Origin of the sequence: Pseudomonas sp. M47T1, from assembly GCF_000263855.1 — a bacterium.
Classification (GTDB): Bacteria; Pseudomonadota; Gammaproteobacteria; order Pseudomonadales; family Pseudomonadaceae; genus Aquipseudomonas.
Window position 1 is genome coordinate 110,874 of record NZ_AJWX01000016.1, and the last position, 16,631, is coordinate 127,504.

15 protein-coding genes are annotated in these 16,631 nt (G+C 61.5%); 3 read left to right on the top strand and 12 right to left on the bottom strand.

What is annotated here, in order from left to right:
• Nucleotides 1–13: 13 nt before the first annotated feature.
• From PMM47T1_RS29160 to yejK, 3 genes are all read right to left on the bottom strand, one after another.
• Nucleotides 14–1,309, bottom strand: coding sequence for a DUF2599 domain-containing protein (locus PMM47T1_RS29160; protein ID WP_081492676.1), 1,296 nt, complete (start codon nucleotides 1,307–1,309; stop codon nucleotides 14–16).
• A gap of 360 nt (nucleotides 1,310–1,669) precedes the next feature.
• Entirely contained in the window at nucleotides 1,670–2,026 is a 357-nt protein-coding gene (locus PMM47T1_RS17520; RefSeq protein ID WP_008371314.1) for a glutaredoxin family protein, read from the bottom strand.
• A gap of 4 nt (nucleotides 2,027–2,030) precedes the next feature.
• Complete coding sequence (gene yejK / locus PMM47T1_RS17525) at nucleotides 2,031–3,038, bottom strand: nucleoid-associated protein YejK (protein WP_008371315.1); 1,008 nt, start codon at nucleotides 3,036–3,038, stop codon at nucleotides 2,031–2,033.
• A gap of 407 nt (nucleotides 3,039–3,445) precedes the next feature.
• Between yejK and PMM47T1_RS17530 the strand changes: the two genes are divergently transcribed.
• The gene (locus PMM47T1_RS17530) at nucleotides 3,446–3,727 is read left to right on the top strand and encodes an HU family DNA-binding protein (protein WP_008371316.1); all 282 of its coding nucleotides are present in this window, start codon (nucleotides 3,446–3,448) and stop codon (nucleotides 3,725–3,727) included.
• 84 nt (nucleotides 3,728–3,811) lie between these two features.
• Here PMM47T1_RS17530 and rlmF read toward each other — a convergent pair whose 3' ends face one another.
• The 5 genes from rlmF to PMM47T1_RS17555 all read right to left on the bottom strand — a co-directional run bounded on the left by rlmF (nucleotide 3,812) and on the right by PMM47T1_RS17555 (nucleotide 10,278).
• Nucleotides 3,812–4,756: a 23S rRNA (adenine(1618)-N(6))-methyltransferase RlmF gene (rlmF, locus tag PMM47T1_RS17535; RefSeq protein WP_008371317.1), complete on the bottom strand. Its 945-nt coding sequence runs from the start codon at nucleotides 4,754–4,756 to the stop codon at nucleotides 3,812–3,814.
• Between the two features lie 119 nt (nucleotides 4,757–4,875).
• A complete protein-coding gene (locus PMM47T1_RS17540; protein ID WP_008371318.1) occupies nucleotides 4,876–7,722 on the bottom strand; it encodes a valine--tRNA ligase in 2,847 nt (948 codons plus the stop codon).
• A gap of 122 nt (nucleotides 7,723–7,844) precedes the next feature.
• Nucleotides 7,845–8,228 carry a hypothetical protein gene (locus PMM47T1_RS17545; protein ID WP_008371319.1) on the bottom strand — a complete coding sequence of 128 codons (384 nt, stop codon included), beginning with the start codon at nucleotides 8,226–8,228 and terminating at the stop codon, nucleotides 7,845–7,847.
• Nucleotides 8,229–8,234: 6 nt separating this feature from the next.
• Nucleotides 8,235–8,663 (bottom strand): DNA polymerase III subunit chi, encoded by a 429-nt coding sequence (locus PMM47T1_RS17550; protein WP_008371320.1) that lies wholly within the window; start codon nucleotides 8,661–8,663, stop codon nucleotides 8,235–8,237.
• A gap of 124 nt (nucleotides 8,664–8,787) precedes the next feature.
• Nucleotides 8,788–10,278 (bottom strand): leucyl aminopeptidase, encoded by a 1,491-nt coding sequence (locus PMM47T1_RS17555; protein WP_008371321.1) that lies wholly within the window; start codon nucleotides 10,276–10,278, stop codon nucleotides 8,788–8,790.
• A gap of 302 nt (nucleotides 10,279–10,580) precedes the next feature.
• On the opposite strand from PMM47T1_RS17555, the gene lptF reads away from it, so the two are divergent.
• Together lptF and lptG are read left to right on the top strand one after the other, a co-directional pair.
• Nucleotides 10,581–11,696 (top strand): LPS export ABC transporter permease LptF, encoded by a 1,116-nt coding sequence (gene lptF / locus PMM47T1_RS17560; RefSeq protein ID WP_008371323.1) that lies wholly within the window; start codon nucleotides 10,581–10,583, stop codon nucleotides 11,694–11,696.
• The gene (gene lptG, locus PMM47T1_RS17565) at nucleotides 11,689–12,750 is read left to right on the top strand and encodes an LPS export ABC transporter permease LptG (protein ID WP_008371325.1); all 1,062 of its coding nucleotides are present in this window, start codon (nucleotides 11,689–11,691) and stop codon (nucleotides 12,748–12,750) included. The genes lptF and lptG overlap by 8 nt, the downstream gene beginning before the upstream one ends.
• A gap of 120 nt (nucleotides 12,751–12,870) precedes the next feature.
• Here the strand turns inward: lptG and PMM47T1_RS17570 are convergent, their stop codons facing one another.
• The 4 genes from PMM47T1_RS17570 to PMM47T1_RS17585 form a co-directional block, all read right to left on the bottom strand.
• Entirely contained in the window at nucleotides 12,871–13,356 is a 486-nt protein-coding gene (locus PMM47T1_RS17570; RefSeq protein ID WP_008371327.1) for an RDD family protein, read from the bottom strand.
• A gap of 76 nt (nucleotides 13,357–13,432) precedes the next feature.
• The gene (locus PMM47T1_RS17575; protein WP_007931076.1) at nucleotides 13,433–13,645 is read right to left on the bottom strand and encodes a cold-shock protein; all 213 of its coding nucleotides are present in this window, start codon (nucleotides 13,643–13,645) and stop codon (nucleotides 13,433–13,435) included.
• A 369-nt stretch (nucleotides 13,646–14,014) separates the two neighbouring features.
• Complete coding sequence (gene gcvT, locus PMM47T1_RS17580) at nucleotides 14,015–15,136, bottom strand: glycine cleavage system aminomethyltransferase GcvT (protein WP_008371330.1); 1,122 nt, start codon at nucleotides 15,134–15,136, stop codon at nucleotides 14,015–14,017.
• 30 nt (nucleotides 15,137–15,166) lie between these two features.
• A complete protein-coding gene (locus PMM47T1_RS17585; protein ID WP_008371333.1) occupies nucleotides 15,167–16,543 on the bottom strand; it encodes an L-serine ammonia-lyase in 1,377 nt (458 codons plus the stop codon).
• Nucleotides 16,544–16,631: the final 88 nt, after the last annotated feature.

A 16,631-nucleotide genomic window follows, 5' to 3' on the forward strand; every position in this document is an offset into this window, starting at 1 on the left:
GCGGTTTTGCCGTTTACTGGGCCACTACAGAATTGCAGCCATCCTTGATGGATTGCTCATGCGAGACGTCGGGCCGAAAAGGTTCAAGGTTCCACGTGCTCTTATAGCGGGCGATTACCAGGTGGCATACCAGTTGTCGACGCATGCCGCCTTGATCATTATTTTTCCACTGCTCATCCCCGGAAAACTTATTCCATAGCTCCAAGTACTCTTGATTGGTCCCGTTTTCGCGAATGTCTCGCCCGCAGGGAGTCGGTGTTACCATCAATGTCCACTCGTTGTGTTGAGTGCCAGGGTCATAGCGGAATACCCATTCACCTTTTTCGATATATCCGGCCGGGCATAAGTTGGTAAAGGCTTCGCTTTGATCCCCAGCGCTATAGATAAAGCGGTTTTCCGGTGCGGCGGAAAAATTGAGTTGCAGGATCGGGGCAGAATATCCAGATGCCTTCAGTTTTCGTTGGAAATTTTTGGCTGCGTCCAAGCTTCCGGGGCTATTGGGGTCGTAGTAAAAGGCATCGATATGTGCGAGCGTACCTGCGTCGGTGGTGCCGGTGCGCTTCAAGAGTTCCATATGACCTGTCGTGTACCAACTGGCTTCAACGCCTTCTGGATACGGAGGATCTATAGGCGATTGATGAACGGTCAGTGCGGCATTCCATCCATCCTGGTCTTCGATATCCCAAGAGCATTGGTCCCATAGCGCTTCCCCGCGTTGTTTAAAGAAAGCAAGCCACTGCTGTGCCGTAGTAATCAGTAGCTTCCCACACGAACCGAAATTATTGCCGTTGCTGGTTGGCTTGCGCGGTGGTACATAAACGAAAGGCAGACCTGCTTGGTTGGCCATTTCAGCAGTGATTGCATCGCATCCGTTCATGCCTCGGTTGGTGTTGGAGGTGAAGCCGTCGAACGGAAAGAGGCACATCCAACCGTTCGAGTTGGGTGGCTGGTTGAGCGCGATGTCATCCATGGGTGATCTTAGAATGAAACCCTGGGCTTTGTATAAGTGGTTGGTCCCGACATCCTTCCTGATCCAGGAATAGGATACGCTTCCCATCACTTGGCGAAATGGGCTGGGGTCCCAAGGGTTGAAGTCTCCGTCGTCAGTGCCGCGAATTAAAACACCGCTGCAATAATAGTGTCCGCGTGGTGTGTTGCTGGCGTCTCGACAGTTATTGTTTGTAGAGTTGTAGTTGGCCTTGATTCTGCCGAGTGCTGCAGGCGCGTCGGTATCGGTGTCGGCCAGTGCGTTGGATATAATGATGAATAATGTAAGTAATAAACAGGGATGGGGTCGATAGTTTTTCATGCCCGTGGTTCTCTTTGGGGGAGGCGGATCTTGTATATTGAGGCGCCAGGGCAATTATCGTGTGAGTTTTGTAATATTATGTCACCTGTCAGAACTGACAGGTGATGGCCGTACGATGGATTTTAATTTTTCTGAGGTTTTATGGAGTAACTAAGTATTCAGGCGGGGGCGTTCTAATGCAATTATTTTTGTTTGGCCGGCACCCTGCGTTGATGATGCCGTGTGTATTGTATTGGCGAAGCGACACACCATTGGTACCAGCGTCGGAATCCAAAGGCCTTCTTGCCGTTCTTGCCCTTGATGAGCGAAATGTACAAGGCCGGTGACCAGGCGGCGGTCGGGCTACATGTCCCGGCGGCGTCAGTGAGGTTGCAGGGCCTTGATCATCTGCGGCTCGTCATACTGGCGCAGCAACGTGCCATTCACGTCCAGCATCGGAATGCCACGCCCGCCCAGTGCCTCATAGCGATGGCGCGCCTGGGCGTCCTTGTCGATGTCGAACTCCTTGTACGCCACCCCCTGGCGGTCCAGGAAGCGCTTGAAGTCCTTGCAGTACCCACACCAGTCGGTCGAATACAACGTCACTTGGGCGCTGGCGCGCGCCTGTGCGCTCAACTGCGAGGTAGGGTTGAAGAATGCTTCGATCTTGCCCCACTGCTGGGCGATCACCACCACCAGCAGTATGGGCAACACGCGCTTGAGGGTCTTGGCCAGCACCCGGTCAGTCCTTGCGGCGCTTAAGCTGGTCGGTCAACTGGGTAGGCAGGCCCTTGATGATCAGCGTGCCGGCTTCTTCGTCGTATTCGATCTTGGAGCCCAGCAGGTGTGCTTCGAAGCTGATGGACAGGCCTTCGGCGCGGCCGGTGAAGCGGCGGAACTGGTTGAGGGTGCGTTTGTCGGCCGGGATTTCGGGCGACAGGCCGTAGTCCTTGTTGCGTATGTGGTCGTAGAAGGCGCGCGGACGGTCTTCGTCGATCAGCCCGGACAGCTCTTCAAGCCCTACTGGTTCGCCGTGCTTGGTCTGGGTAGTGGCGTATTCCACCAGGGCCTGGGTTTTCTCGCGAGCGGCTTCCTCGGGCAGGTCTTCGCTTTCCACGAAGTCACTGAAGGCCTTGAGCAGGGTGCGGGTTTCGCCCGGACCGTCCACGCCTTCCTGGCAGCCGATGAAGTCGCGGAAGTATTCCGAGACTTTCTTGCCGTTCTTGCCCTTGATGAACGAAATGTACTGCTTGGAATTCTTGTTGTTCTGCCACTCGGAAATGTTAATGCGCGCAGCCAGGTGCAGCTGGCCCAGGTCCAAGTGGCGTGACGGGGTCACGTCCAGCTCGGCGTTCACGGCCACGCCTTCGCTGTGGTGCAGCAGGGCAATGGCCAGGTAGTCGGTCATGCCTTGCTGGTAGTGGGCGAACAGCACGTGGCCGCCGGTGGACAGGTTGGACTCTTCCATCAGTTTTTGCAGGTGCTCGACTGACTCGCGGCTGAACGCGGTGAAATCCTGCTCGGCGTCCATGTACTGCTTCAGCCAGCCGCTGAACGGGTGGGCGCCGGACTCGGGGTGGAAGAACCCCCATGCCTTGCCTTGCTTGGCGTTGTAGCTGTCATTGAGGTCGGCCAGCAGGTTCTCGATGGCCTGGGACTCGGTCAGTTCCGTGTCGCGGGCATGCAGCACTGCTGGTGTGCCGTCGGGTTTCTTTTCGATCAGGTGGACAATGCAGTGACGGATCGGCATGGGCTTCTCGGTGCGTCGAAAGGGGGAGGCCAGGGCGAGCGTGTCGGCCTTGGGCAAAGGCGCCAAGTGTAACGCAACTGGGGGTTTGCCTGCCCGGCGACGCTGTTTCAGGGCTTGATTTAGAGACTTTTGTCTATTTTTCAACCAAAGCGGCGATAAACCTGAACAAATGGCCAGGTAGTGGCGGATATTTCTGTTTCTGTGTGCTAGTTTTGCCCGGTCTTGCGCTCCACAAGGGCGCATCGCCTGCAGATAGCTGCCGTCAGGTCGAACCAAATACCGATTTGTGCATCTACATTCGCGATTGGCGTGGCTGTAGACCGATTGCCGGCCCTGAGGGGTTACGGCGTTTTTGACTGATGTGCACTCTGCAATCCAACTGAATTTGATAGGGAAGGAACACCACCATGGCATTGACCAAAGACCAACTGATCGCCGACATCGCTGAAGCCATCGACGCGCCAAAAACCACCGCGCGCAATGCTCTCGAGCAACTGGGCCAGATCGTTGCCGACCAGCTGGAAAATGGCAGCGAAATCACCCTGCCAGGCATTGGCAAGCTGAAAATCACTGAGCGTCCAGCTCGCACTGGCCGCAACCCTTCGACTGGCGCACCGATCGAAATCGCTGCCAAGAAAGTCGTCAAGTTCGTTCCAGCCAAAGTGCTGACTGATTCGGTTAACAAGTAATCTTGTAACCAATCATGAAAAAGCCGTGACCGGGGCAACCCGATCACGGCTTTTTTTGTGCCTGCGGCTACACGTTTTGTGATGTCAGGCTTTTTTGTACCAGGCATTTTGCTGCGCGTCGGTCTGGAACGTCCAGGCCACAAAGCGGCTCTGCTTCTGCCCCTGGCCCATCTCGACCACACGCACCTGCAACGCCCCAGCCTTCTTCAACGCCACCTGGATGGGAGGCAGGTTCGAAGCCTTGGACACCAGGGTACTGAACCACAGCACCTGCTGGCCCACCCCCACGCTCTCGTTGATCAACTGGGTGACGAAACGAATCTCGCCCCCTTCGCACCACAACTCACTGCTTTGCCCGCCGAAATTGAGCACCGGCAGCTTGCGCTTGGGGTCGGCCTTGCCCAGTGCGCGCCATTTGCGTTGGCTGCCGCGGGTGGCTTCCTCCAGGGAGGCGTGGAAGGGCGGGTTGCACAAGGTCAGGTCGAAGCGCTCATCGGGCTTCAGCAGGCCGGTGAGGATGTGCCTGGCATTGTCCTGCGGGCGCAGGCTGATACCCTTGTCGAGCTTGTTGGCCTGGACAATGGCTCTGGCCGAAGCCAGGGCCACGCTGTCGATGTCTGAGCCCACGAACTGCCAGCGGTAGTCGCTGTGGCCCAGCAGGGGGTAGATACAGTTGGCACCGGTGCCGATGTCCAGCACGCGAACCGAGCTGCCACGGGGGATCTCGCCACCATTGGTATCAGCCAGCAGGTCGGCGCTGGCGTGGATGTAGTCGGCGCGCCCGGGGATGGGCGGGCACAGGTAGCCTTCTGGAATCGTCCAGTGCTGGATGCCGTACAACGCCTTGAGCAGGGCGCGGTTGAACACCTTGACTGCCGCCGGGTTGGCGAAGTCGATGCTTTCCTTGCCGTAGGGGTTGAGGATCACGTACTTGCCAAGTTCGGGGCTGCTCTTGATCAGTTGCGGGAAGTCGTAACGGCCTTGATGGCGGTTGCGGGGGTGGAAGGTGGGTTTGCTGGGGGCGGACATGGGGGATTTTCCGTTGTCCGTGCTGGCCCTTTCGCGGGCAGAGCCCGCTCCCACAAGGTTTTGTGTACATCAAACCAGTGTGGGAGCGGGCTCTGCCCGCGAAGGGGCCGACGGAGGATTTACAGGCTGGCGATGCGCGCGTGCTGCTCGGCCAGCTTGCTCAGGGCTTGCTCGGCCTCGGCCATCTTCGCGCGCTCCTTGTCGATCACCGCAGGCGGTGCCTTGTCGACGAAGGCGGCGTTGGACAACTTGCCGCCCACGCGCTGCACTTCACCTTGCAGACGCTGGATTTCCTTGTCCAGGCGCGCCAGTTCGGCGTCCTTGTCGATCAGGCCAGCCATGGGCACCAGCACTTCCAACTCGCCCACCAGCGCGGTAGCGCTCAGGGGGGCTTCGGCGCCGGCTTCCAGCACGGTGATGGACTCGAGCTTGGCCAGCTTTTTCAGCAGGGCTTCGTTCTCGACCAGGCGGCGTTTGTCTTCGGCACTGGCGTTTTTCAGGAACAGCGCCAGGGGCTTGCCCGGGCCGATGTTCATTTCACCACGAATGTTGCGCACGCCCAGCATCAGGCCTTTAAGCCATTCGATGTCGTTCTCGGCCGCCTCATCGATGCGGCTCTCGTTAGCCACTGGCCACGGTTGCAGCATGATGGTCTTGCCTTCGGCACCTACCAGCGGCGCCAGGCGCTGCCAGATTTCCTCGGTGATGAACGGCATGAACGGATGCGCCAGGCGCATGGCCACTTCCAGCACGCGCACCAGGGTGCGACGGGTGCCGCGCTGGCGCTCTACCGGGGCGTTCTCGTCCCACAGCACAGGCTTGGACAGCTCCAGGTACCAGTCGCAGTACTGGTTCCAGATGAACTCGTACAGGGCCTGGGCGGCCAGGTCGAAACGGAACTGGTCCAGCTGGCGGGTCACTTCGGCTTCGGTGCGCTGCAACTGCGAGATGATCCAGCGGTCAGCCAGGGACAGTTCGTAGGCTTCGCCGTTCTGGCCGCAGTCTTCGCCCTTGTCCAGCACGTAGCGGGTGGCGTTCCAGATCTTGTTGCAGAAGTTGCGGTAGCCTTCCACGCGGCCCATGTCGAACTTGATGTCGCGGCCGGTGGACGCCAGCGAGCAGAAGGTGAAGCGCAGGGCGTCGGTGCCATAGCTGGCGATGCCGTCGGCGAACTCGTCACGGGTCTGCTTTTCGATTTTCTTGGCGATTTTCGGCTGCATCAGGCCGCTGGTGCGTTTTTCAACCAGCGCTTCCAGGTCGATGCCGTCGATGATGTCCAGCGGGTCCAGGACGTTGCCCTTGGACTTGGACATCTTCTGGCCCTGGCCATCACGCACCAGGCCATGCACGTAGACGGTCTTGAACGGTACCTGCGGGGTGCCGTCCGGGTCTTTCACCAAGTGCATGGTCAGCATGATCATCCGGGCGACCCAGAAGAAAATGATGTCGAAACCGGTGACCAGCACGTCGGTGGAGTGGAATTTCTTCAGGAATTCGGTCTGTTCCGGCCAGCCCAGGGTGGAGAAGGTCCACAGGCCCGAACTGAACCAGGTGTCGAGCACGTCGTTGTCCTGGTTCAGGACCACGTCGGCGCCCAGGCCGTTCTTGGCGCGCACTTCTTCTTCGCTGCGGCCTACGTAGACCTTGCCGGACTCGTCGTACCAGGCCGGAATACGGTGGCCCCACCACAGCTGACGGCTGATGCACCAGTCCTGGATGTCACGCATCCACGAGAAGTACATGTTCTCGTACTGCTTGGGCACGAACTGGATGCGGCCGTCTTCAACGGCGGCAATTGCAGGCTCGGCCAGCGGCTTGGTCGACACGTACCACTGGTCGGTCAGCCACGGCTCGATGATGGTGCCCGAGCGGTCGCCCTTCGGCACTTTCAGGGCGTGGTCGTCGACGCTGACCAGCAGGCCGGCGGCATCGAAGGCGGCAACGATCTGCTTGCGCGCCTCGAAACGGTCCAGGCCAGCGTATTCGGCCGGCAGGGTACCGTCGACGCTGTCGTTCAGGGTGCCGTCCAGGTTGAACACCTGGGCTGCGGCCAGCACGTTGGCGTTCTTGTCGAAGATGTTCAGCAGCGGCAGGTTGTGGCGCTTGCCGACTTCGTAGTCGTTGAAGTCGTGGGCCGGGGTGATCTTCACGCAGCCGGTGCCGAATTCGGGGTCGCAGTAATCGTCGGCGATGATCGGGATCAGGCGGCCGACCAACGGCAGTTCGACGAACTTGCCGATCAGCGCCTGGTAGCGCTCGTCGTTCGGGTTTACGGCCACGGCGGCGTCGCCGAGCATGGTTTCCGGACGGGTAGTGGCAACCACCAGGTAGTCCAGGCCTTCAGCCGTCTTGGCACCGTCGGCCAGGGGGTAGCGCAGGTTCCACAACGAGCCTTTCTCGTCGTGGTTCTCCACTTCCAGGTCGGAGATGGCGGTGTGCAGCTTGGTGTCCCAGTTGACCAGGCGCTTGCCGCGGTAGATCAGGCCGTCTTCGTGCAGGCGCACGAACGCTTCCTTGACCGATTCCGACAGGCCGTCGTCCATGGTGAAGCGCTCGCGGCTCCAGTCCACGGACGAGCCCAGGCGGCGGATCTGGCGGCTGATGTTGCCACCGGACTGGTCTTTCCATTCCCAGACTTTTTCCAGGAATTTCTCGCGGCCCAGGTCGTGGCGGTTCTGGCCCTGGGCTTCGAGTTGGCGTTCTACCAGCATCTGGGTGGCGATACCGGCGTGGTCGGTACCGGGCTGCCACAGGGTGTTGCGGCCCTGCATGCGGCGGAAACGGATCAGGGCGTCCATGATCGCATTGTTGAAACCATGGCCCATGTGCAGGCTGCCGGTGACGTTTGGCGGCGGGATCATGATGGTGTACGAGTCGCCCGCGCCTTGCGGAGCGAAATAGTTCTCGGACTCCCAGGTCTGGTACCAGGAAGTTTCAATGGCGTGCGGCTGGTAGGTCTTATCCATGCTCGGCGGGACCCTAATAGGCATTTATTCAGGAAAGCCGATTAGTATAACGGGGAAGGGCCGGGATCGGTAGGCGCTATCCTCGCAGTCCCCCCACAGAGAAAATCAGAGTAAGTCAGGGCTCACGGGTTGAGCAGCCGCTCCATGCGCGCTTCCAGGCGGCGCTTGATTTCGGTCTCGATGTGCGGAGCGAAATCGTCGATCACGTCTTGCATGATCAACTGGGCTGCGGCGCGCAACTCGGCATCCAGGTGCAGCAGGGTGTCCTGGCGGTTTTGTGCCGGGGTGGGCGGTGGTGGGGGGGCGGGGGCTGGCTCAGGTGCGGCCTGGGCCTCGGCCTTCTGCTGGGCTTCGAGCTGGTCGAAGAGCAACGGAATCTGTTCGGCGCTGACCACGGTTTCAGTCAGCAGCGGCGGTTGCAGGGTATCGTCGCCGAGCAGCTTGCGGATCGACTCGAGGTCGTCCAGCAGGTGCGCGGACTTGGGTAAGTTGTTTGCAGTGTCCATGGTGGCTCAGAGTCGCTGTAAGCGGTGATCTTGCAGAGGATAGCCCTGTTCACGGTAGAAACGGAAACTCTCCCGTGCGGCCTGACGAATAGCGGGGTCTTCCACCACCACTTCCGCCACGCGGGCAAAGCGGCTGGCAAAGGCCGGCACCTTCAGGGCCAGGTTGACCAGCAGGTCCTGGTGGCTGGCAGGGGCGTCATCGAGCCCCAGGGCAATTACCGCCTCGGGGTCTTCTTCGGCCAGGCTGTGGGGCACGAAGCTTTCACCCTTGAACGCCCACAGGCGCGCATCGAGCTGTTCGCGCTGCTCGGCGTCGCTGCAATGCAGGTACACCCGGTGGCCCAGGCGCCAGGCCTTTTCCACCAGCTTGCAGGCGAAGTCCAGCCGCGCCGCGGGCAGCGGGCTGGGCAGAATGTAGAAGTCGACTTTGGTCATGGTTGGGTCTACACAGTCCGTGTAGGAGTGGGCGGTGCCCGCGAAGGGCGCACCGCGTTCCGCCTGGCAGAACGCGCAACGCCTTTCGCGGACACGGTCCGCTCCTGCAGGTTATACCGTCGCCTTACGCGCCAGCGCGGTCCAGCAGGTACTGGGTCAGCAGGGGAACCGGGCGGCCACTGGCGCCCTTGTCCTTGCCGCCACTGACCCAGGCGGTGCCGGCGATGTCCAGGTGCGCCCAGTTGTAGCTCTTGGCAAAGCGCGACAGGAAGCAGCCCGCGGTGATGGCGCCGCCTTTCGGGCCGCCGATGTTGGCGATGTCGGCGAACGGCGAATCCAGCTGTTCCTGGTATTCGTCGAACAGCGGCAGCTGCCAGGCGCGGTCGTCGGCGGTCTTGCCGGCGTCCAGCAGTTGTTCGATCAGCTCTTCGTTGTTACCCATCAGGCCCGAGGTGTGGGCGCCCAGGGCGACCATGCAGGCGCCGGTCAGGGTGGCGATGTCGATCACCGCCTGAGGCTTGAAGCGTTCGGCGTAGGTCAGGGTGTCACACAGCACCAGGCGGCCTTCGGCGTCGGTGTTGAGGATTTCCACGGTCTGGCCGCTCATGGTGCTGACGATGTCGCCAGGGCGCGTGGCGCTGCCGCTCGGCATGTTCTCGGCGCAGGCCAGCAGGCACACCAGGTTGATCGGCAGCTTGAGTTCCAATACCGCGCGCAGGGTGCCGAACACGCTGGCAGCGCCGCACATGTCGTACTTCATCTCGTCCATGCCGGCCGCAGGTTTGATGCTGATGCCGCCGGTGTCGAAGGTAATGCCCTTGCCCACCAGCACGAACGGCTTGTCGGACTTCTTTGCACCCTGGTAGTTGAGCACGATAAGGCGCGGTGGCTGCTCGCTGCCCTGGGCCACGGCCATGAAGGCGCCCATGCCCAGTTCCTTGAGTTTCTTCTCGTCGTGGATCTCGACCTTCAGGTTCTTGTGCTCCTTGCCCAGGGCTTTGGCTTCTTCAGCCAGGAAGCTTGGGTGGCAGACGTTGGGCGGCAGGTTGCCCAGGTCGCGGGTGAAGCTCATGCCGGCGGCAATGGCGCTGGCATGGGCCACGGCGCGCTCGACGTCGGCCTGGCTGGCCTTGTCGGTCAGCAGGGTGATTTTCTTCAGGGCGCGGGGCTCGGCCTTCTTGCTCTTGAAGCGGTCGAAGACGTACTCGCCATCCTGCAGGGTCTCGGCCAGCAGGCGCGCCTTGCCGTAGGCATCGCGGCCTTTAACGCCCAGTTCGTCCAGTGCCAGCACGGCATCGCTGCCGCCCAGGCCTTTCAGCGCGCCCAGCACGGCGGCGCCCAGTTTGCGCCAGGCGCGGTCGCCCAGCAGCTCGTCGGCACCGGTGCCTACCAACAGCACACGCTCGGCCTTCAGGCCCGGCAGGCTGTGCAGCAGCAGGGTCTGGCCGGGCTTGCCGGACAGGTCGCCGCGCTTGAGCACGGCGGTGAGGGCGCCGCTGCTCAGTTCATCGACCTTCTGGCCGACGGCACCCAGTTTGCGGCCTTCGCCCACGGCGACGACCAGGGTTGCGGTCTTCAGGCTTTCAGCGCTGACGCTTTTTACAACCAATTCCATTTCCGGGTCCCCTAATGAACTGTCGGTATACGCAGCCTCTAATGGGATGCGCTGAAGTGAAACTGCCTGGCGCAACGTGTGGCGGCCAGGTCAAAGGTCCCAGTTTGACCCCAGCCGGCCGGGCCTGACAACCCTTGGCGCAGGCTTTGCGCAACTGTATGTGCACACGAAGTGACAGGCAGGCCCAATCACAGGATAATGCGCCAACTTTTTCCACCGGTGCGCCTTGCGCGTGCCGACCACCGACGTGGTAGCTAATCCTTGTTTGGCCGTCTGAGCCTGACAACCCTGGAGTGTCCGGTTTGATCGTCTTCCGTTATCTGTCCCGCGAAGTCATGCTCACCCTCAGTGCCGTCAGTGCGGTACTGCTGGTGATCATCATGAGCGGGCGCTTCGTCAAGTACCTGGCCCAGGCCGCTTCCGGCGCCCTGGACCCGGGTGTGCTGTTCCTCATCATGGGCTATCGCCTGCCGGGCTTCCTGCAGTTGATCCTGCCACTGGGGCTGTTCCTCGGCATCCTGCTGGCCTACGGCCGCCTGTACCTGGAAAGCGAAATGACCGTGCTGGCCGCCACCGGCATGAGCCAGCAGCGCCTGCTGGCCATCACCATGGTGCCGGCTGCCCTGGTGGCCGCGCTGGTCGCCTGGCTGAGCCTGAGCCTGGCGCCGCTGGGCGCCCAGCAGTTCTCGCTGGTGCTCAACCAGCAGGACGCCATGACCGAATTCGATACCCTGGAGCCGGGCCGCTTCCAGGCCCTGCGCGATGAAAGCCGGGTGACCTACACCGAGAGCATGAGTGACGACCGCATTAACCTGGGCGGCGTGTTCATTTCGCAGAAGCGCCTGGGCCAGGACGCCAAGGACCGAGGCATTACCCTGTTGCTGGGGGAGAAAGGCCGCCAGGAGCGCCGCCCCGACGGCAGCCGCTACCTGATCCTGACCAATGGTTTCCGCTACGACGGTATCCCCGGCCAGGCGGATTATCGCGCCATCAAGTACGACACCTACGGCGTGATGCTGCCCAAGCCCGAGGTCAGTGAAGAAGTCACCGACCGCGACGCCATCCCTAGCAGCAAGCTGTTTTCCGGCGAGGCGAACGACCCGGCCGAACTGCAATGGCGCCTGTCGCTGCCCTTGCTGGTATTTATTGTGACCCTGATGGCGGTCCCGCTGGCTCGGGTCAACCCGCGCCAGGGGCGCTTCCTCAAACTGTTGCCGGCGATTCTTCTGTATATGGCGTATCTGACGATCCTGATCTCCGCGCGTGGCGCCATGGAAAAAGGCAAGCTGCACTCCAGCCTGGGGCTATGGTGGGTGCATGGGCTGTTCCTGGCTATCGGCCTGGGGCTGATGTACTGGGAACCGTTGCGCCTGAAAATGGCCAGTCGTCGCTCGTCGACGGAGGTGGCCCATGGTTAAGCTCGACCGGTACATCGGCAGCAGTGTGCTGATGGCAATCCTGGCAGTGCTGGGGGTGATCCTCGGCCTGGCCACGCTGTTCGCCTTCATCGACGAAATGAGCGACATCAGCCCTACCTACGGCCTCGGTGACGTGGCCTGGTTCGTGATGCTGACCGCGCCACGGCGCCTGTACGACATGCTGCCGATGGCAGCGCTGATCGGCTGCCTGATTGGCCTGGGAACCCTGGCCAGCAACAGCGAGCTGACCATCATGCGCGCCGCCGGCGTGTCGGTGTCGCGCATTGTGTGGGCGGTGATGAAGCCCATGCTGGTGCTGATGGTCTGCGGCCTGCTGGTGGGTGAATACATTGCCCCGGTTACCGAGGCCAAGGCCCAGGCCGACCGTTCCCTGGCCCAGGGCATCGGTGATGCGCAAAGTGGTCGCCATGGCCTGTGGCACCGTGAAGGCCAGCAGTTCATCCACATCAACACCGTGCAGCCCAACGGCCTGCTGTATGGCGTGACCCGCTATACCTTCGATAGCGAGCGCCACATCAAGACGGCCAGCTTCTCGAAGAAGGCCCAGTACGCCGACGGCCACTGGAACCTGAATGACGTGGCCACCACGGTGTTCCACGACGACCGCACCGAGGTCATCAATTCTCCCTCCGAGGAGTGGGACGTCACGGTAACGCCGCAGCTGCTGAGCACCGTGGTGATGGCGCCCGAGTCGCTGTCCATCACTGGGCTGTGGAGCTACATCCACTACCTGTCGGACCAGGGCTTGCGTAACAGCACCTACTGGCTGGCGTTCTGGACCAAGATCCTGCAACCCTTGGTGACTGCCGCGCTGGTGTTGATGGCGATCTCGTTCATCTTCGGCCCGCTGCGTTCGGTAACCCTGGGCCAGCGTGTGTTCACCGGCGTGCTGGTGGGGTTCACCTTCCGCATCGTGCAGGACCTGCTGGGCCCGTCCAGCCTGGTATTCGGCTTCCCGCCGCTGCTGGCGGTGGTGATCCCGTCGCTGGTCTGTGCGGTGGTGGGCTGGTGGTTGTTGCGCCGCGCGGGCTAAGCCCTGTCGCCATGAAAAAACCGACCTCAGGGTCGGTTTTTTCATGGCCGCCGCGAATTGCCAGAATCAGGCCGCTGCTGCGGCCGCAAAGGTGACTCTGCATCCCCCTAAATACGGGTTTCAGGGCTTGCGCTTGGGGATGTGCACCAACTGCGTACCCGAGTAGATGTCATGCCAGCCGCGTTTCTGCTTGTCGATCAGCGCCCACCAGAAACCAGCGCCAAAGCACAGCCATGAGCCGATGGCGACGATGAAACGCAGCAGTGCCTGCCAGATGCTGATCGCGGTGCCATCGGTGTTTTGCACGCGCACACCCCATACCTGCATGCCCAGGGTCTGGCCGGTGCGCATCCAGAATTTGGCGAAGAAGGCGAACAGGGCGCAGAACAGCAGCGTCGACAGGAAGGGGTCGCCATCCAGCGCACCGGATTCGGACAGCGCCCGCAGGCGCGCTTCGCCGATGAAGGCCATCATGATCAGCTTGTACACCAGCGTGGTCACCATCAGCAGGGCCACGCACAGCAGGAAGTCATACAGCACGGCGGCCATGCGGCGGCCAAAGCTGGCGGGGGTAAAGTCGCCCTGAGGGCTGAGTCGTCGGGTCATCCTTGGCACTCCATTGAATCACGGGCACAAAAAAGCCCCTGGCGTTCCCGGCAGGGGCTTTGTTTCAAGCAACGAATCAGCCTTCGGCTTGAACTTCGTCAGCTTGCATGCCTTTCTGGCCTTGAACGGCGATGAAAGTCACTTTCTGGCCTTCTTTCAGGCTCTTGAAGCCGTTGCCCTGAATAGCGCGGAAGTGCACGAACAGATCCGGACCGCTTTCTGGAGTGATAAAACCAAAACCTTTCTCGTCGTTAAACCACTTGACGGTACCGCTCTGACGTTGGGACATTTTCTTATTTCCTTGGAACTTGAATTAATGACAGCTTCTTTCAGGTGAAAGAGATACTGGGCTGGTTGCAGGAAAGTAAGAGACGTCGAACGGGTTGTAGCAAATCTCAGAGCTACTGCCCAGGTCACGAACCATAGCGACCCATGCAAACACAGTGAGGAAACTCTACGCTAACTTCGGGAAGAAAAACAAGCCCTGCGCCACGCAGCTTTTCCACCTTTTTTACCACCGTTCGGGCCTTTTCCTATCGGGGTTTCTGACGGTTTTACTCGGCTATTTTCGAATGCTCTAACGTCAGTTCGATATCGAATAAAACACGGCCAACATGTCGGCAAAATGACAGCCCGATGGGCTGCCATAGCCCACTGTTTATCCGCGGTAGTAGCGCTGTGCCACAAATGGCATCTTGCTGACTTTCATGGCTACCTTCTTGCCGCGCACGATGGCCCATACCGGGGTTTCCAGTGCCGCGTGGGCGCTGTCCACGTAGCCCATGGCAACCGGGCCGCCCAGGGTAGGGCCGAAGCCGCCGCTGCACACCGTGCCGATGATGGTGCCGCTTTCGTCGACGATCTCGGCGCCTTCACGCACGGGTGTGCGCTCCTGTGGCAGCAGGCCAACGCGCTTGCGGGTGATGCCGGTCTGCTGTTGGGCAAATACCGCTTCGGCACCAGGGAAGCCGCCGGCGCGCACGCCATCGGCGCGGCGCGCCTTGGAAACGGCCCACAGCAGGCTGGCCTCGATAGGGGTGGTCTGGGTGTTCATGTCGTGGCCGTACAGGCACAGGCCCGCCTCCAGGCGCAGCGAGTCACGGGCGCCCAGGCCGATGGCGGCCACTTCCGGTTCGGCCAGCAGGCGGCGTGCCAGGGCGTCGGCGTGGGCGGCGGGCACGGAGATTTCGTAGCCGTCTTCACCCGTGTAGCCCGAGCGACTGACGTAGCAGTCCACGCCCAGCAGTTGCACGCTGGCAAATTGCATGAAAGTCATCTGTGCGACCTGTGGCGCCAGGCGCGTCAGCACGGTGACAGCGGCAGGGCCTTGCAGGGCCAGCAGGGCGCGTTCCTCGAACAGTGGCTCGATCTGGCAGCGATCGCCAATGTGCGCGCGCAGGTGGGCAAGGTCCTGGTCTTTGCAGGCGGCGTTGACCACCAGGAACAGCGTGTCGTTACCCAGGTTGGCGACCATCAGGTCGTCGAGAATACCGCCCTGATCATTGGTGAACATGGCGTAGCGCTGCATGCCTGCGGGCAGGTCGATGATGTCCACCGGCACCAGGGTTTCCAGGGCCTTGGCGGCATCGCTGCCCACCAGGCGGATCTGGCCCATGTGCGATACATCGAACAGGCCAGCCTGCTCGCGGCTATGCAAATGCTCCTTCATGACCCCCAGCGGGTACTGCACGGGCATGTCGTAGCCGGCGAACGGCACCATGCGTGCCCCCAGTTCCAGATGCAGGGCGTGCAGCGGGGTTTGTTGCAGTTGTTCGGACATTGTTGACTCCTGAATTCGAAAAACGGCGAATCAACACTCGATGATGTTGACGGCCAGGCCGCCGCGGGCGGTCTCTTTGTATTTGCTTTTCATGTCGGCGCCGGTCTGGCGCATGGTGCGGATCACCTTGTCGAGCGAGACGAAATGCACGCCGTCGCCGCGCAGGGCCATGCGCACCGCATTGATGGCCTTTACCGAACCCATGGCATTGCGTTCGATGCAGGGCACCTGCACCAGGCCGCCAATGGGGTCGCAGGTCAGGCCCAGGTTATGTTCCATGCCGATCTCGGCGGCGTTCTCCACCTGTTGTACGCTGCCGCCCATCACCTCGCACAAGGCGCCGGCGGCCATGGAGCAGGCTACGCCCACCTCGCCCTGGCAGCCCACTTCGGCGCCAGAGATCGAAGCGTTTTCCTTGTAGAGGATGCCAATGGCCGCAGCCGTCAGCAGGAAGCGCACCACGCCGTCTTCATTGGCGCCGGGAACAAAGCGCATGTAGTAGTGAAGCACCGCCGGCACGATACCGGCTGCGCCGTTGGTGGGCGCGGTGACTACGCGGCCGCCGAAGGCGTTTTCTTCGTTCACGGCCAGGGCATACAGGTTGACCCAGTCCAGCACGGACAGGGCATCACGCAGGGAGGCCTCAGGGTTCTTGCACAGTTGCCGGTACAGGGCCGCGGCACGTCGCTTGACCTTGAGCCCGCCAGGCAGAATGCCCTCGTTGCGGCAGCCGGCCTCGACGCAGTCCTGCATGACTTGCCAGATATGCAACAGCCCGCTGCGAGTCTCGGCTTCCGGGCGCCAGGCGCCCTCGTTGGCCAGCATCAACTGGCTGACGGTCAGGCCCTGTTCCGCACAGTGGGCCAGCAGCTCCTGGGCGGTCTTGAACGGGTAGCGCAGCGGCGTGGTGTCCTCGACGATGCGGTCGGCACCGGCCGCGCCTTCGTCCACGACGAAACCACCACCCACCGAGTAGTATTCGCGGCTGCGAATCTGCAGGCCACTTTCGTCGAAGGCACGGAAGATCATGCCGTTGGGGTGGAAAGGCAGCGGTTTGCGAATCATCGCCAGGTGCTGCTTTTCGATGAACGCGATGCTGTGCTCGCCCAGCAGATTGATCCGTGCGCTGTCGCGAATGGCCTGCAGGCGTGCGTTGACGGTTTCGGTGTCAACGGTGTCGGGGTGTGAACCTTCCAGGCCCAGCAGCACGGCCTTGTCGCTGCCGTGGCCCTTGCCGGTGGCGCCCAGCGAGCCGTACAGCTCGACCTTGACGCCAGTGGTCGCCGCCAGCAGGTCATCGCGGCGCAGGCCTTCGACAAAGCGCGCGGCGGCGCGCATGGGCCCCACCGTGTGGGAGCTGGAAGGGCCAATGCCGATCTTGAAGAGGTCGAAAACGCTTAAAGACATACACGTGCTCCAGTGGAATGCAGCCTGTGTGAGGCCGACCATTCCCGTGTGGGGGCGGGTTCTGCCCGCGAAGGGGCACCGAGGTGTT

Excerpts from the sequence above, each read along its gene's own strand:
- PMM47T1_RS29160 (WP_081492676.1), bottom strand. The coding sequence starts at position 1,309 with ATGAAAAACTATCGACCCCATCCCTGTTTATTACTTACATTATTCATC.
- yejK (WP_008371315.1), bottom strand. The coding sequence starts at position 3,038 with ATGCCGATCCGTCACTGCATTGTCCACCTGATCGAAAAGAAACCCGAC.
- PMM47T1_RS17530 (WP_008371316.1), top strand. The coding sequence starts at position 3,446 with ATGGCATTGACCAAAGACCAACTGATCGCCGACATCGCTGAAGCCATC.
- rlmF (WP_008371317.1), bottom strand. The coding sequence starts at position 4,756 with ATGTCCGCCCCCAGCAAACCCACCTTCCACCCCCGCAACCGCCATCAA.
- PMM47T1_RS17540 (WP_008371318.1), bottom strand. The coding sequence starts at position 7,722 with ATGGATAAGACCTACCAGCCGCACGCCATTGAAACTTCCTGGTACCAG.
- PMM47T1_RS17545 (WP_008371319.1), bottom strand. The coding sequence starts at position 8,228 with ATGGACACTGCAAACAACTTACCCAAGTCCGCGCACCTGCTGGACGAC.
- PMM47T1_RS17550 (WP_008371320.1), bottom strand. The coding sequence starts at position 8,663 with ATGACCAAAGTCGACTTCTACATTCTGCCCAGCCCGCTGCCCGCGGCG.
- PMM47T1_RS17555 (WP_008371321.1), bottom strand. The coding sequence starts at position 10,278 with ATGGAATTGGTTGTAAAAAGCGTCAGCGCTGAAAGCCTGAAGACCGCA.
- lptG (WP_008371325.1), top strand. The coding sequence starts at position 11,689 with ATGGTTAAGCTCGACCGGTACATCGGCAGCAGTGTGCTGATGGCAATC.
- PMM47T1_RS17570 (WP_008371327.1), bottom strand. The coding sequence starts at position 13,356 with ATGACCCGACGACTCAGCCCTCAGGGCGACTTTACCCCCGCCAGCTTT.
- PMM47T1_RS17575 (WP_007931076.1), bottom strand. The coding sequence starts at position 13,645 with ATGTCCCAACGTCAGAGCGGTACCGTCAAGTGGTTTAACGACGAGAAA.
- gcvT (WP_008371330.1), bottom strand. The coding sequence starts at position 15,136 with ATGTCCGAACAACTGCAACAAACCCCGCTGCACGCCCTGCATCTGGAA.
- PMM47T1_RS17585 (WP_008371333.1), bottom strand. The coding sequence starts at position 16,543 with ATGTCTTTAAGCGTTTTCGACCTCTTCAAGATCGGCATTGGCCCTTCC.